The 14937-nt window shown below is 39.2% G+C and carries 11 protein-coding genes and 2 pseudogenes; 11 read left to right on the forward strand and 2 right to left on the reverse strand.

The window, feature by feature from the left end; all coding sequences use genetic code 11:
* The first annotated feature begins 120 nt into the window (after positions 1-120).
* A pseudogene (locus tag FH749_14560) lies at positions 121-1332 on the forward strand (copper-translocating P-type ATPase).
* Between the two features lie 257 nt (positions 1333-1589).
* A pseudogene (locus FH749_14565) lies at positions 1590-1685 on the forward strand (XRE family transcriptional regulator).
* A 4-nt stretch (positions 1686-1689) separates the two neighbouring features.
* On the opposite strand, the gene FH749_14570 reads toward FH749_14565, so the two are convergent.
* Complete coding sequence (locus tag FH749_14570) at positions 1690-2817, reverse strand: recombinase (protein ID MTI96672.1); 1128 nt, start codon at positions 2815-2817, stop codon at positions 1690-1692.
* Positions 2818-2859: 42 nt separating this feature from the next.
* On the opposite strand from FH749_14570, the gene FH749_14575 reads away from it, so the two are divergent.
* The 9 genes from FH749_14575 to FH749_14615 all read left to right on the forward strand — a co-directional run bounded on the left by FH749_14575 (position 2860) and on the right by FH749_14615 (position 13629).
* Positions 2860-4740 carry a hypothetical protein gene (locus tag FH749_14575; protein MTI96673.1) on the forward strand — a complete coding sequence of 627 codons (1881 nt, stop codon included), beginning with the start codon at positions 2860-2862 and terminating at the stop codon, positions 4738-4740.
* 56 nt (positions 4741-4796) lie between these two features.
* Positions 4797-5012 carry a hypothetical protein gene (locus tag FH749_14580; protein MTI96674.1) on the forward strand — a complete coding sequence of 72 codons (216 nt, stop codon included), beginning with the start codon at positions 4797-4799 and terminating at the stop codon, positions 5010-5012.
* Positions 5013-5073: 61 nt separating this feature from the next.
* Positions 5074-6633, forward strand: coding sequence for a recombinase family protein (locus tag FH749_14585; GenBank protein MTI96675.1), 1560 nt, complete (start codon positions 5074-5076; stop codon positions 6631-6633).
* On the forward strand, positions 6634-7050 hold the full coding sequence (locus FH749_14590; GenBank protein ID MTI96676.1) for a recombinase: 417 nt from the start codon (positions 6634-6636) through the stop codon (positions 7048-7050).
* Between the two features lies 1 nt (position 7051).
* Positions 7052-8614 (forward strand): recombinase family protein, encoded by a 1563-nt coding sequence (locus FH749_14595; GenBank protein ID MTI96677.1) that lies wholly within the window; start codon positions 7052-7054, stop codon positions 8612-8614.
* Positions 8615-8770: 156 nt separating this feature from the next.
* A complete protein-coding gene (locus FH749_14600) occupies positions 8771-9355 on the forward strand; it encodes a TetR/AcrR family transcriptional regulator (protein ID MTI96678.1) in 585 nt (194 codons plus the stop codon).
* A gap of 51 nt (positions 9356-9406) precedes the next feature.
* Positions 9407-10276 carry a DegV family protein gene (locus FH749_14605; GenBank protein ID MTI96679.1) on the forward strand — a complete coding sequence of 290 codons (870 nt, stop codon included), beginning with the start codon at positions 9407-9409 and terminating at the stop codon, positions 10274-10276.
* A gap of 45 nt (positions 10277-10321) precedes the next feature.
* Complete coding sequence (locus tag FH749_14610; protein ID MTI96680.1) at positions 10322-12703, forward strand: ATP-binding cassette domain-containing protein; 2382 nt, start codon at positions 10322-10324, stop codon at positions 12701-12703.
* Between the two features lie 104 nt (positions 12704-12807).
* Positions 12808-13629: a putative ABC transporter permease gene (locus tag FH749_14615; protein ID MTI96681.1), complete on the forward strand. Its 822-nt coding sequence runs from the start codon at positions 12808-12810 to the stop codon at positions 13627-13629.
* 25 nt (positions 13630-13654) lie between these two features.
* Here FH749_14615 and FH749_14620 read toward each other — a convergent pair whose 3' ends face one another.
* Positions 13655-14104, reverse strand: coding sequence for an Hsp20/alpha crystallin family protein (locus tag FH749_14620; protein MTI96682.1), 450 nt, complete (start codon positions 14102-14104; stop codon positions 13655-13657).
* Positions 14105-14937 lie beyond the last annotated feature (833 nt).

Genomic DNA, 14937 nt, shown 5'->3' on the forward strand with positions numbered 1-14937 from the left:
CCCTTTCGCTGGTTGTTGGGATTTAGGCACTTCCATTTTACCAGCAAGGGGTGTTTTTGTACACCTTTGAGGCCAATAAAGTCAGGGGTTTACGGGTGTTTTACACCTGCGAAACTTGAGTTAATTAGCCAAGCACAAAGCCAACCATCTCGAGCAGAGAATGTGGCTCACAAAGTAGCTAGCTGGTTGTTCTACATTGCCGTTGTAGTAGCTTTAATCGCTCTAGTAGCCTGGATGATCATTGCAGATTTACCTACAGCCGTTATCTTTACTGTGACTACGTTAGTTATTGCCTGCCCACATGCTTTGGGTCTTGCTATTCCCTTGGTAGTATCACGTAGTACTAGTTTGGGTGCAAGCCGAGGATTACTGGTTAAAAATAGAGAAGCTTTGGAATTAACTACTAAAGCGGATGTTATGGTATTGGATAAAACAGGTACTTTAACAACTGGTGAATTTAAAGTGTTGGACGTCACTGTTTTGAGTGATAAATATTCTGAAGAAGAAATTACAGGCTTGTTGGCGGGTATAGAGGCGGGCTCCAGTCACCCGATTGCCCAATCGATTGTGAACCACGCTGAAGCGAAAGGCATTAAGTCAGTTTCCTTTGACTCCATTGAAATCGTTTCGGGAGCAGGAATAGAAGGGGAGGCGAACGGCCACCACTATCAATTAATCAGCCAAAAGGCATACGGAAAAGCATTGCGTATGGATATTCCGAAAGGCGCTACTTTAAGTATCCTTGTAGAAAATAATGAAGCAATCGGCGCTGTCGCATTGGGAGATGAACTGAAAGAAACCAGCAGAAACTTGATCGAGGTGCTGAAAAAATACGGAATTGAACCACTCATGGCTACTGGTGATAACGAGGAAGCTGCACAAGGAGTTGCAGAAGTTCTAGGTATTCAATACCAAGCCAATCAATCTCCGGAAGATAAGTACAAGCTGGTCGAGTCCATGAAAAACCAAAACAAGACGGTTATCATGGTGGGAGACGGGGTCAATGACGCACCTTCCCTTGCCTTGGCAGACGTAGGTATTGCAATCGGAGCTGGAACGCAAGTAGCTTTGGATTCTGCGGATATTATCCTTACTCAGTCTGATCCAGGGGATATTGAATCCTTTATCGAGTTAGCAAACAAGACGACACGTAAAATGAAACAAAACTTGGTATGGGGAGCAGGCTACAATTTTATCGCGATTCCAATTGCTGCTGGCCTCCTTGCTCCTATCGGCATTACCTTGGGTCCGGCCTTCGGCGCCGTCCTCATGTCCTTATCAACCGTTATTGTTGCGATCAATGCAATGCTTTTGAGATTAGACCCGAAATAAAACGAAGCAGGAACAAAAAAACACTGGCTGGTGTGCTGTACAAGGATATACGTACACCCACGGATTTCCGAGAAAAAACAGGACTCCATCATTTTAATCTGGACCTGATTTCAAGGACAATATCGGATAGTAATTCTTAACACAATTTTACCCGCAGCTCTTTTTATTGAGTTGCGGGTTTTCAATTTGTAAACATTCAATTGTTATTTGAAACCAAATGGTTTACAATATTTCTATTGAGGCATGGAGGGACTATTATGAAAACCTCGGACATGATACGACGGCTATGTGAACAAATGAATATCAGTGTCTCCGAACTGGCTAGACGCTTAGATCAGTCGCCACAGAACTTCGGTATTAAATAGTGATTCCGTTTTTAAAGGTAATTTGAACATTTTCTTTATCTAGGACTGTCACACAATCCACTAAACTGTGCCAGAGGAGTGGATCAAAATCTGTGAGCAGTTCATCTTGATTCTTAAGTTCAGCGAGGAAAGCAGCCATTGTTTGGCGACTGATCACTTTTTCCTTAATCTGCCCGGATATTTTTTCTAAATCTTCTTTGGTAGTGTCAAACCTCTGTACCAAGCCATCGTATCTTCTTTGGTATTCTCCTTGGTCTAAGGCAACATTGGCATTTTCGTTTATGCATTGCTGTATCAGCTCAGTGACAATCTCCATTTCATTTTGAAGCTCGACCTGTTTGGTTTCTAAGGGACCAGTGTCAAAAAGAACATCCTTCATGGATTCGAAGTTTGCTATGATTTCATCCTTATCTTCCAGGAGCTTATTAGTAGCCTTCACGAAGAGTTCTTTTATAGTATCTTCATCGAGGTGGGGAGTGGAGCATTTTTGCTGTCCGTTGAACTTGCGGTTGCATTGCCAGACTGTACGTCGGTATTTGCTGTTTGAGTGCCATACTTTTGAACCGTACCAGCTTCCACATGATCCGCATTTTATCTTGCCAGAGAATATATGAACACCGCTGTGACAATTGTTTGCAGGGTTTCTTTTTTCTAACTCGTTTTGGACCAGGTCGAAGACCGCTGGCTCGATAATCGCTTCATGGTTATTTTCAACATAGTATTGAGGAATTTCTCCCTCGTTGACCTTCTTCTTTTTGGTAAGAAAATCCACGGTGTAACTTTTCTGCAAAAGTGCATCTCCCTTATATTTTTCATTTGTGAGGATGCGCTTGATGGTGCCTGCGTTCCACTTATCTTTCTTCGCGGGTGATAAAATGCCGTCTGCGGTAAGCTGCTTGGCAATACCATAAGGCGTCATGCCCTGTAGGAACATGCTGAAGATCCTCTGGATTATAACTGCTTCATTGGGGTTCAAGACAAGGTTGCCATCTTCACCCCGATCGTAACCGAGGAAGTGCCCAAAGGGAACCGTGACCTTTCCATCTGCAAATCTCTTGCGCTGTCCCCATGTGACGTTCTCTGAAATGCTGCGGCTTTCTTCCTGGGCAAGGGATGACATGATGGTGATTATTATAGTAGCGTCAATTTAGCAAAGTGTGGTGTGTATCGTTATGTTCAGGCAGATGATTTTGAAATTTTGTTGTTTGCCTATTCTACAGACGGAAGTGAGGTTAAAATAATCGATCTAGCCCGCGGTGAAAAGATACCACCAGTAATACTTTCTGCAATAGAAGATGATAAAGTTATAAAATATGCTCATAATGCTTCCTTTGAGCGGATATGTTTCTCACGCTTTCTGGGATACCCAGTGGATAAGTATATTCCTCCTGAATCATGGAGGTGCACAATGACATGGGCAGCATATATGGGGCTGCCGTTATCATTAGTAGGTGTGGGTGCGGTTCTTGGCCTTGGGAAGCAAAAAATGATGGAAGGTAAAGATCTGATTCGTTTCTTTTGTTCTCCTTGTAGCCCAACTAAGGCAAATGGAAACCGCACAAGAAATTTACCATCTGATGACCCAGAAAAATGGGAGCGATTCAGCTCCTATAACATTCGTGACGTCGAAACTGAAATGGAGATTGAGCAGAAATTGACTAAATTTCCTGTGCCAGAATTCATATGGGATGAATATCATTTAAGTGAGAGAATCAATGATCGAGGCATAAAGGTAGATATGGACTTTGTAAAACAGGCCATTACTATGGATGAGATGTCACGCACCAAGCTGATGGATCAGATGCAGAAAGTAACAGAACTTGATAATCCAAACTCAGTGCAACAGATGAAAGGCTGGCTCTCTGAAAATGGCGTGGAAACAGATACCCTCGGTAAAAAGGCTGTGGCAGAACTATTGAAGGAAGCGCCGGAGCATCTAGCTGAAGTTCTTAAACTCCGTCAGCAACTGGCAAAGTCATCTGTTAAGAAATATTCTGCAATGGAAAATGCAGTCTGCAGTGATGGCAGGATTCGTGGTATGTTTACTTTTCTGGGGGCCAATCGTACAGGACGTTTCAGCTCAAAGATAGTGCAGCTGCAGAATCTACCACAAAACCATATGCTGGATTTAAAAGAGGCGCGAGGCATCGTAAAAAATGGTAATTCTGAAGCCCTTGAAATGCTTTATGAAGATATACCAGATACTCTTTCACAGCTTATTCGTACCGCGTTTGTACCAAAGAAAGGCTGTAAGTTTATAGTTGCCGACTTTTCTGCCATTGAGGCTCGTGTACTGTCATGGCTTGCAGGTGAAGATTGGAGAAGTGAAGTATTTGCAAGCGGCGGTGATATTTACTGTGCATCCGCATCACAGATGTTTAATGTCCCCGTAGAAAACCACGGTGTGAATGGGCATTTAAGACAGAAAGGCAAGATCGCAGAACTGGCCCTAGGTTATGGTGGATCAGTGGGAGCTTTAAAGGCTATGGGTGCGCTGGAGATGGGACTTGAAGAGGAAGAACTGAAACCCCTGGTTAATGCCTGGAGGCAGGCCAATCCGTACATCGTAAAATTCTGGTGGGATGTGGATAGAGCAGCTAAGAAGTGTATTAAGGAAAAGCAGTCTCAAGAAATACAAAATATTAAGTTTCATTACAGGAGTGGAATGCTCTTTATCGTTCTTCCTTCTGGTAGGCAGCTTGCCTATGTTAAACCAAAGATTGGTGAGAATATCTTCGGTGGTGAATCGGTCACTTACGAAGGTGTCGGTGCTACTAAAAAATGGGATCGACTTGAAAGCTATGGACCTAAGTTTGTAGAAAACATTGTCCAAGCAATCTCTCGTGATATTTTGATGCATGCCATAAAGACTCTAAGCTCTTACCGCATTGTGGCTCATGTGCATGATGAAGTTATTATTGAAGCGGATCCTAGCATGTCACTTGAAAGGGTGTGCGAGCAGATGAGTAGAGTCCCTCCCTGGGCAAAGGGATTGCTTCTTGATGCCGATGGTTATGAATGCGAATTTTATAAGAAAGATTAGTTAAACAATCAGATTTCACCTCTTGCCGTGGCTACCAGGTAGGAGGTGTTTTTTTTATGAAGATTATTGAAGTGAAAGATGGCAGCCCGATCAAAGGTGAGACAGAACCGATGACAGAGGAACAGTTGCAAAGAGAGTATGACTTTTATATAGCAGAAAGTATTATCAGGATGCTTCAGAAAGAAGGCAAAATTACAGAGGATGAACGACACAAAATATCAGCGTTAAACCGACAGAAATTCTTACCAAAGCTAGCTGAGATTATGTCTTAAATCACTTGCTATTAGTGGCTTTTAGAGTGATATATGTAATGAAAGAAAGCGAGGTGAGACTATGAAAAAGATAACGAAGATCGATGAGCTGAATAAAACACAGTCGTCAAACATTAAACTTCGAGTGGCCGCTTATGCTCGGGTTTCAACAGATAGTGATGAGCAGATGGTAAGCCTTAAAGCCCAGCGGGAACACTATGAAAACTACATCAAATCCAATCCAGAATGGGAGTTTTCAGGGCTTTATTATGACGAAGGCATATCAGGGACCAAGAAGGAAAAACGACATGAGCTTCTAAGGATGATTCGTGATTGTGAAAATGGGCGGATCGATTTTATTATCACCAAATCCATAAGCCGTTTTGCACGTAATACCACGGATTGCTTAGAGCTGGTAAGGCATCTCCTAAATATCGGTGTTTTCATTTATTTCGAGAAAGAAAATCTAAACACGGGTGACATGGAGAGCGAATTAATGCTCTCAATATTATCTGGGTTTGCCGCTGAAGAGTCTGCATCCATTTCGCAGAACATGACATGGTCAATCAGCAAAAAATTTCAAAATGGCAGTTTCATTATTGGCAGTCCACCTTATGGTTATGCCAATGTAAATAGTGAGATGGTCATCGTTCCAGAAGAAGCAGAAGTTGTTAAGCGCATTTTTTCAGAGTGCCTTTCAGGTAAAGGTGGAAGTGTGATCGCAAAGGGCCTTAACAGGGACAAGATTCCTGCGAGAAGAGGTAACCATTGGAGTTCAGGCACAGTGATTGATATGCTACGAAATGAAAAATACAAAGGGGATGCGCTTTTCCAAAAGACTTACACGGATAGCAATTACAGTAGACGACCTAATAAAGGTGAGAAAGACCAATTTTACTGCAAGAATCATCATGAGCCTATCGTCAGCAAAGAAGTGTTTTCTAAGGCACAAAAGCTGATAACACAAAGAGCAAAGATTAAGTCTGTTAACAAAAAGGCTTATCAAAATAGATATGTATTAAGTGGCAGAATCATCTGTGGAGAGTGTGGATCCACGTTTAGGAGAAAAACAAACTACTCTGCTGGCAGAAGTTATATCGCCTGGAGCTGCATAGGGCATATTGAAGACAAGAACAGCTGCTCCATGCTATTTATTCGGGATGGAGAGATAAAGGCAACCTTTGCCATCATGATGAATAAGCTTGCCTACAGCAGAAAGATTATCCTTGGGCCACTTTATGATGCTATAAGTAAAAACCAAGAAGAGTGCGACCTTGAAAGAATTGATGCCATCGATAAGCGAATGGAGCAATTGACCGAAGAGCGCAATACGCTTATTGGCCTTATGACAAAAGGGTTTCTTGAACCAGCACTTTTTAGCAAGGAACGAAATGCTCTGGATAGCGAAATAAAAAATCTAACCACTGAGAAGACGAATCTGGTCATGACATTTACAAGTGGAACATCACAGGCTGATGAGATAAAGACAATTCTTGAGCATGTGTCAAAAGATAAGTTTGATGGCAATTATACGGACGAGGCATTTGAAAAGTTTGTAGAAAACATCATTGTAAATTCAAGGGATGAACTGACATTTAAATTAAAATGTGGGCTTTCTCTTAAAGAAAGGGTGGTGAGGTAAATGGCCTATGTACCATACGGATATGCAATTACGGACGGAGTTGTTACCGTTGATAAAAGGGCTGCAGATCAAGTAAGGGATTTCTTTGAAAAGTACATTTCAGGACTTTCTCTAGCTGTGGCCGGTGAGCAGGCTGGTATTCAGAAGACTCATTCATCAATGGGCCTTATTTTGAAAAACATCAACTATCTTGGAAATGACGTATACCCCGAAATCATTGATAAAGAGACGTTTGATAAGGCCGAAGAAGTTAGAAATAAACGTGCGAAGGACCTAGGGAGGATTGCAGAGCTTGCAGCTTTCAGTGCTCCCCCACCTATAGAAAGATTTAAAATGAGAAAATCAGAAGGTAAACTTCCAGATGATCCAGTAGCGCGAGCGGAGTACCTGTATAGTCTGATAGAAAGCGAGGTTTAAATTGGCAGAGAAAAACATAACTGTAATTCCAGCACGAAAAAGGGTCGGAAGTACAGCCGCAAAAGAAAAAGTAAAGAAACTGCGTGTTGCTGCTTATTGCCGTGTTTCTACAGAAACTGAAGAGCAGAACTCAAGCTATGAGGTCCAGGTAGCTCATTACACCGAGTTTATAAAGAAAAATGCTGAATGGGAGTTTGCTGGAATATTTGCAGATGACGGTATTTCAGGCACGAACACGAAAAAACGAGAAGAGTTCAACCGCATGATTGATGAGTGTATGGAGGGGAACATCGATCTAGTTATTACAAAGTCCATCAGTCGATTTGCCCGTAACACTCTGGATTGCCTAAAATATATTAGGCAACTCAAGGATAAGAACATAGCCGTATTTTTCGAGAAAGAGAACATCAATACAATGGATGCCAAGGGGGAGGTGCTACTTACCATTATGGCATCCCTCGCGCAGCAAGAAAGTCAGAGCCTTTCACAGAATGTTAAGCTGGGACTTCAATATCGATACCAGCAGGGCAAAGTTCAGGTCAACCACAATCGCTTTATGGGGTACACAAAAGATGAAGAAGGTAACTTGATCATTGTTCCTGAAGAGGCTGAGATCATTAAACGTATTTACAAAGAGTACCTTGAGGGTAAAAGCCTAGCAGGCATTGGTAGGGATCTTGAGAAGGACGGTATTTTAACAGCTGCAGGAAAACCAAGATGGCGACCGGAGACCATAAAGAAGATTCTGATGAACGAAAAGTACATCGGTGATGCCCTTTTACAGAAGACCTTCACCGTGGATTTTCTTACAAAGAAAAGAGTCAAGAATGAAGGCCATGTCCCACAGTATTATGTTGAAAATAGCCATGAGGCGATCATACCAAAGGAACTATTTTTACAGGCTCAGGAAGAACTTCATCGCAGGAATAATATTTACACGGGGGCAGATAAAAACAAAAGACTCTATAGCAGTAAATACGCTTTGAGCACCATAACCTTCTGCGGAGATTGCGGGGACATTTACAGACGGGTCTACTGGAATATACGTGGTAGAAAAGAGTTTGTTTGGCGATGCGTTACAAGAATCGAGCAAGGCCCTGAAACGTGTAAGAATCGAACGGTAAAAGAAGGAGATTTATATGATACGGTAATGACTGCCATTAATAGACTCCTTGCCGGTGGAGATAACATGATAAGAACACTAGAAGATAACATCCATGCGGTAATTGGTGACACCACAGAATATAAGATTTCAGAGATTAACAAACTGCTAGAGGAAAAGCAGAAAGAAGTAATCAGCCTTGCCAACAAGGGAAAAGATTACGAATTCCTAGCTGATGAGATTGATAAGTTCCGTGAAGAGCGACAGTGCCTTCTTGTGGAAGATGCATCCTTAAGTGGTGAGAATGAAAGAATTGGCGAGCTGATAGGATTTATCCGGAAGAACAAATATCGAACTTTGCTTTATGATGATACTTTAGTAAGGAAGCTGATCCAAAACGTTACTGTGTACGAAGACCACTTTGTGGTAAGCTTTAAATCTGGCATTGAAATTGAAGTATGAAAGACAGACTTAAATAGCCCATGACTCTTGAGTAGAGTTGTGGGTTTTATTATGGTTATGGAATTGTGAAAATAGTGCTCAAAATATTGACATATAAGCGTATCTGTTGTAAAATTAAATTCGGTCGTACGTTCGAATTGGTCAGGAGGTATTAAGATGGAGAGCAAGGAGAAAAGAATAAATCAATCCAAGAAGATATTATTGACTGCATTTGAATGTATTTCGTCGAAGGGTTATGCAAATACATCTATGCGTGATATTGCTGATGCCGCAGAAGTTGCTTTAAGTCAACTGAATTATCATTATAAAAATAAGGAAGGTCTGTTTATTGAAGTCATCAATTTTACTATACAGAATTATTTACAGGAAATAGAGAATCATATTACCATGGGAAATTCTCCGAAAGAAAAAATGTCCAGTCTCCTTATATATTTCAAGGAAATGCTTGAGAAAAATCCGAAATCTTTCAGATTGCTGTATGATTTTACAAGCCTGGCACTGTGGCAACCTGCCTTTGGAGAAACGCTGAAAAATTTGTTTAATGATACATCCGATCTAATCGAGAAAAACATTTTACAAGATAATCATTTAAAAAACAATATAAGGAGGTATAGGTCAAGAGATATTTCAAGAATGCTTTCAGGAGCGATGTTTGGGATAGCTGTACAAGTGCTATTGGATTCAACCGAAAAAGAATTACCAAGTGCCTTAAACGCGATTGAATTAGTCTTTGACAATTAACGGTATTTACACACAAAGTATATTTTTATCAATGTGGAGGGAAGTAATAACATGAATACGATAATCATTACAGATTCTAATTGTGATTTACCAGAAGAATTTCTGAAAAAAAATAATATACCCGTTATACCTTTTCATTTCAATTTAAATGGTAAGGATTACGAAGACAACTTCGGGAAATCGATTGGTTATAAAGAATTTTATGATGAACTGCGAAGGGGTGGAATGTCAACAACTTCCCAGATATCACCATATACGTACGAAGAGTACTTCAGAAAATATGTCAATGAAGGCTTCTCCGTAATATACATTGGATTTTCTTCTGCTTTAAGTGAATCATATAATCATTCCGTATTAGCTAGGGAAAACGTATTGCAGGATATCCCAGATGCTGACATAACGGTAATTGATTCCAAAGCCGCCAGTGTGGGGCAAGGTCTTTTGATTCAAAAAGCAATTGATATGCTTAAAGCGGGAAAAACGTATGAAGAAATTATTACATGGATAGAAAGTAATAAAATGAGAGTGAATCACTGGTTCACTGTTGACAGCCTTGATTACCTGAAGCGTGGAGGAAGACTTTCCGCTACAAGTGCTGCATTAGGAACTATGCTGAATGTTAAGCCACTACTAATTGTTGACAAAGATGGTAAGCTTACTCCTGTAAAGAAAATAAGGGGGAGAAAGAAAGCTATCAGTGAGTTGTTTGATGAGTTTAAAAATGCAGGAACGAATATAAATGATGAAACAGTATATATCAGTCATGCTGATTGCGTTGAAGATGCCCAATATTTAAAGGCCATGATTAACAAAGAACTTAAGGTTAAGGAGGTAGCGATTAATTATCTTGGACCTATCATCGGAACACACACGGGACCTGGACTGCTTTGCATTGTTTTTATGGGGCGGGAACGGGTATAAATGGTTTAAAAAATATATAAATGAAAGAAAGAGGGCTTTACTGGAATGCTTGAATTTAAAAATATTAAGAAAACTTATCATGTTGGTGGTATCGAAACAAAAGCGTTGGATGATATCAGTGTCGCTTTCCGTGAAAAGGAATTTGTTGCAATTCTTGGGACCAGCGGATCGGGAAAGACCACATGTCTTAACATAATTGGCGGGTTAGATCACTATGATTCTGGAGAACTGACTATAAAGGGAAAGAAAACATCAGATTTTAGTGATCAAGACTGGGATGCTTACCGTAACAACTCTATTGGCTTTGTATTTCAAAATTATAATTTGATTTCTCACTTGAGTATTGTTGCAAATGTTGAACTCGGTATGACGCTGAGTGGTGTACCGACGGAAGAAAAACATAAAAGAGCGCTTGAAGTATTGGAACAGGTCGGCCTGAAAGAGCACCTGCACAAAAACCCAAATCAGCTATCCGGCGGCCAGATGCAGCGTGTTGCCATAGCCCGTGCATTGGCAAATGATCCGGAAATTCTCTTATGTGATGAGCCGACTGGAGCTTTGGATACTACCACCAGCGTACAGATTATGGATCTAATTAAAACTGTTGCGAAGGATCGCCTGGTTATTATGGTTACCCATAATCCTGATATTGCAGAAAAATATGCAGATAGGGTTATTCGTTTCCAGGATGGTAAAATCATATCCGATAGTCATCCTCATCAGGAAAGACCAAAGCCGGACAGCTTTATACTTAAAAAAACCAGCATGAATTTTCTGTCGGCATTAAAACTTTCATTTAACAATTTAAGAACCAAAAAAGGAAGAACGTTTTTAACAGCATTAGCTTCTAGTATCGGTATCATAGGGATTGCCGTTATTCTCAGTTTGTCCACTGGCTTTCAGAAGCAAATAGATACATTCCAAAACGATGCGATGTCTGAGTTTCCAATTATAATATCTCAGACATCAATGGAACTGAATGCTGAAAACATATCAAGTATGCAAGACAGAATTAAAGATAGAATGATGGGAACGGAGGAATTTGCTGACTCGGAAGAAGTATATCTGTATGATTCGTCAGAAACTACTATTGCCCATAAAAATATAATAACCGACGAGTATATGGATTATCTGAATAATATTGATCCGGAAATTGCTAAAAGCATTGGCTATACCAGAATTGTAGGTATGAATATGCTGAGAAAGGTGGACAACACCGTTAAGCCTGTATCAATAAGTAATATTATGACTTCTATGGGGCAGGGAATGGATCTTTCGAGTATGTCAAATATGGCTAATATCGGTAGTATGGATGAAATTGGGCTGTCCTCTTATCCTGAAACATTAGAAGAAAATGAGGAACCTTATCTAGTAAAAAACTATGATTTACTCGCAGGAGATTATCCGAAAGAACCAACGGAAATAGTACTGGTTGTAGATTCGAAAAACAGAATTGATTATAATAAACTAAAAGCATTAGGATTTGATACAGAGAATGTTACAAGCATAAAATTTTCAGACATTGTTGGTACTGAATTTAAAATAATTTCAAATGATGACTTTTACATTAAAACAGATATGGGAAATTATGTTCCAGGACAGGACTATGAATCAATGTATGATTCAGACAAGAGCATAACAGTGCAAATTGTTGGTGTGGTTCGTCAAAAGCAGGATGTTCAGATTGGTATTCTCGGTACAGGAATTGCGCATAGTGACGCATTGTCACAAATGATTATTGATGATGCATCTAATTCGGAGATTGTAAAAGCGCAACAACAGAGCGATAAAAACGTTATGAGCATGGAAGATATGGATGAAGAAACAAAGAATAACTTCTTATCATATCTTGGTGGAAATGCATCCCCCTTTATGGTAATGGTATACCCAGATAATTTCGAGAACAAGGATGCGGTTCTTGAGTATCTTGAAGCATATAATGAAGGGAAAGATTTAGAAAATCAAGTCTTTTATACTGATTTAGCAGGCAGAATGACAGATCTGACAGGTGGAATCATGGATGCAATAACGCTTGTTCTGATTGCTTTTGCGGCTATATCACTTGTAGTCAGTCTAATTATGATTGGCATCATAACCTATACTTCTGTGTTGGAACGGACAAAAGAAATCGGAGTGCTGCGTGCTTTAGGTGCAAGGAAGAAAGATATTACACGAGTATTTGATGCGGAGACATTGATTTTAGGTGTTTTTTCCGGAGTCTTAGGTGTGGTTATAGCTTGGCTATTAACGTTTCCAATTAATTCCTTACTATATGATTGGACCGGGCTTAGTGGAGTTGCAAATTTGCAGATGCTACACGCCATAGTCCTAGTAGTTATTAGTACTATCCTTACTGTGTTGGGTGGCCATATTCCAGCAAGAATGGCTTCTCAAAAGGATGCTGTTGAAGCATTGCGAAGCGAATAATCTATATTTGCCTACAATTATTTAGATAAGGTAATTGTAGGCAAAGTTTCGTTTTATCGAGGTAGTTTGAAAAAAGCTTTATATTTCGAGGTGACAATCTGCATATGAATTATTTGGTGGACGATTTTTTATTATTTTTGATATACAGCTTTATTGGCTGGGTGTGTGAGGTGATATATTGCTCAATTCCGGCAAAAAAGTTTGTAAATAGAGGGTTTTTAGTTGGTCCGTACTGTCCCATTTATGGCTTTGGAGCTCTTGCGGTAATAAATATATTGATGCCTTTTTCTGATAATCCTGTAATAGTTTATTTTTTTGCAGTGATTATAACTAGTATAATAGAATATGCTACGGGATATTTACTTGAACGAGTATACCATCTAAAATGGTGGGACTATTCAAATTATAAGTGGAATATTCACGGAAGGGTTGTATTGCATAATTCAATAATTTTTGGAGTATTGTCAGTGTTAGCAATATATCACCTTAATCCTGTTCTAATTGGTATGGTAAACAAATTTTCGTTAAGCATGCGTACAACCGTAAGTTTGATGCTGCTATTCCTATTTTTGATTGACAATATAATATCCACACTAAATGCATTAAAATTGAAAAACAACCTATCAAGGCTTCATTTAATTTCTGATGAAATCAAACAAAAGGTATCTGAAAAACTTTTTATAAAATCACAATCGATACCATCCGAAAATGAGCAATCTAAGATTAGAGTGCTATCTCACAAAATTGATGAGCTTAATTTCAAATTTAACGATATATCAAAACAAAATAAAAAAATCGTTAAACGAGTGTTTGCTGCTTTTCCTAATATGTCATCAAAATTACACAAAGAAATACTATCGAATTTAAAAGCATTAAACAAAATGAACACAAAAAAGAAAAACAAAAAAACTAAAGCACATGGGTAAACGACCCGATGTGCTTTAGTTTACATTACTCAATATCAATTGTGATGCTATTGTTTGGCTTTTCTTCTTTAGGAACTACAACTTTAAGTAAGCCATTTTCAAGTTTTGCTGTAATACCATCTGATTTGGCATCTTCCAAATAAATTGATCGACTCATTGAACTATAGCGTCTCTCTCTATGGATGAAATTCTTTTTCTTTGACTCATTACGTTCATCCATTGTGATAGAAATTATAAGCTTTCCATCATTAAGTTCAACATTGATGTCTTTTTTGTCTATACCTGGCATTTCAGCCTCAACAAGGTATTCATTGCCATTATCTTCGACATCAACTTTGAAAGTGTCATGCGTGAGGGATCTTCTAAAGGGCCAATCATTGGAAAAAAAGTCATCAAGTACGTTGTAGAAGTCCTCAAAGCCAGTGTTTGTAGAGATTTCCTTGTTTTTTCTGTTAAAAGGTACTAATCCAGCCATAAATAACAACTCCTTTTCAATTTATTTAATTAGCACTCTGGCTTGTCGAGTGCTAATCATTATATATCACAATAAATCTCATGTGTCAATACATTGAGAGAAAAAACTCTGAATTTGCAGTAAAAAACTAGAAAATATAGATTATTTTCGAAATAAAATAGAAATGAAATAGAATCAGAAGAATGTAAAATTTTAAATTAAGATAGAATACTCTAATCAGTAATTTCGATAGAATAAATATCGCAATAAGAAGATATGTTTTGAAATAAGCCTATTTCCAGACTTACTGGGAACCTGAAAGATGCTAAGGATATGTTCCCACAAACGAGAGTCAATCTTGGATATGTTCCCTCATACGACCATTGATAAAAAAAGGGCTTGGAACAATAAACTTGACAGCTATAAATGCAACTCCAAGCACGTCGAGTGCGTAATAGGAATGCAAAGGAAAGATACGTAGAAATCCTTAGTTTTCAACACTTTGCGAGGTATACTACATTTACCAGAGACGGTGATGATTTTAGGAATAAGGTGATGAGAGATAAAATTGATGTTTCCGTTGTATTGGACATGGAGTGTGTAGACATGTTTAATAGGTATGTAAATTAGAGTGCCAAGCAAGTCTTTATTACGTATTGTGAGGCAAATTTGAAACTGGGAAATGATGAGAAGTGAAATTTCAAGGTAGCCCTAAAAATAGAATTAGGATTCCACTGCAGATATGGTCGTAATGACCACCAATTAGTTTAATTAGCATCTACCCATGGCCATTATTAGGCTAGTATCCCCATTGGAGGGTATGGCTGGGGACTTATCCCTCAGTAGCCACCCTC

Source organism: Bacillota bacterium (genome assembly GCA_009711825.1).
Taxonomy (GTDB): domain Bacteria; phylum Bacillota; class Proteinivoracia; order UBA4975; family VEMY01; genus VEMY01.

Excerpts from the sequence above, each read along its gene's own strand:
- FH749_14570 (MTI96672.1), bottom strand. The coding sequence starts at position 2,817 with ATGTCATCCCTTGCCCAGGAAGAAAGCCGCAGCATTTCAGAGAACGTC.
- FH749_14580 (MTI96674.1), top strand. The coding sequence starts at position 4,797 with ATGAAGATTATTGAAGTGAAAGATGGCAGCCCGATCAAAGGTGAGACA.
- FH749_14585 (MTI96675.1), top strand. The coding sequence starts at position 5,074 with ATGAAAAAGATAACGAAGATCGATGAGCTGAATAAAACACAGTCGTCA.
- FH749_14590 (MTI96676.1), top strand. The coding sequence starts at position 6,634 with ATGGCCTATGTACCATACGGATATGCAATTACGGACGGAGTTGTTACC.
- FH749_14600 (MTI96678.1), top strand. The coding sequence starts at position 8,771 with ATGGAGAGCAAGGAGAAAAGAATAAATCAATCCAAGAAGATATTATTG.
- FH749_14605 (MTI96679.1), top strand. The coding sequence starts at position 9,407 with ATGAATACGATAATCATTACAGATTCTAATTGTGATTTACCAGAAGAA.
- FH749_14610 (MTI96680.1), top strand. The coding sequence starts at position 10,322 with ATGCTTGAATTTAAAAATATTAAGAAAACTTATCATGTTGGTGGTATC.
- FH749_14615 (MTI96681.1), top strand. The coding sequence starts at position 12,808 with ATGAATTATTTGGTGGACGATTTTTTATTATTTTTGATATACAGCTTT.
- FH749_14620 (MTI96682.1), bottom strand. The coding sequence starts at position 14,104 with ATGGCTGGATTAGTACCTTTTAACAGAAAAAACAAGGAAATCTCTACA.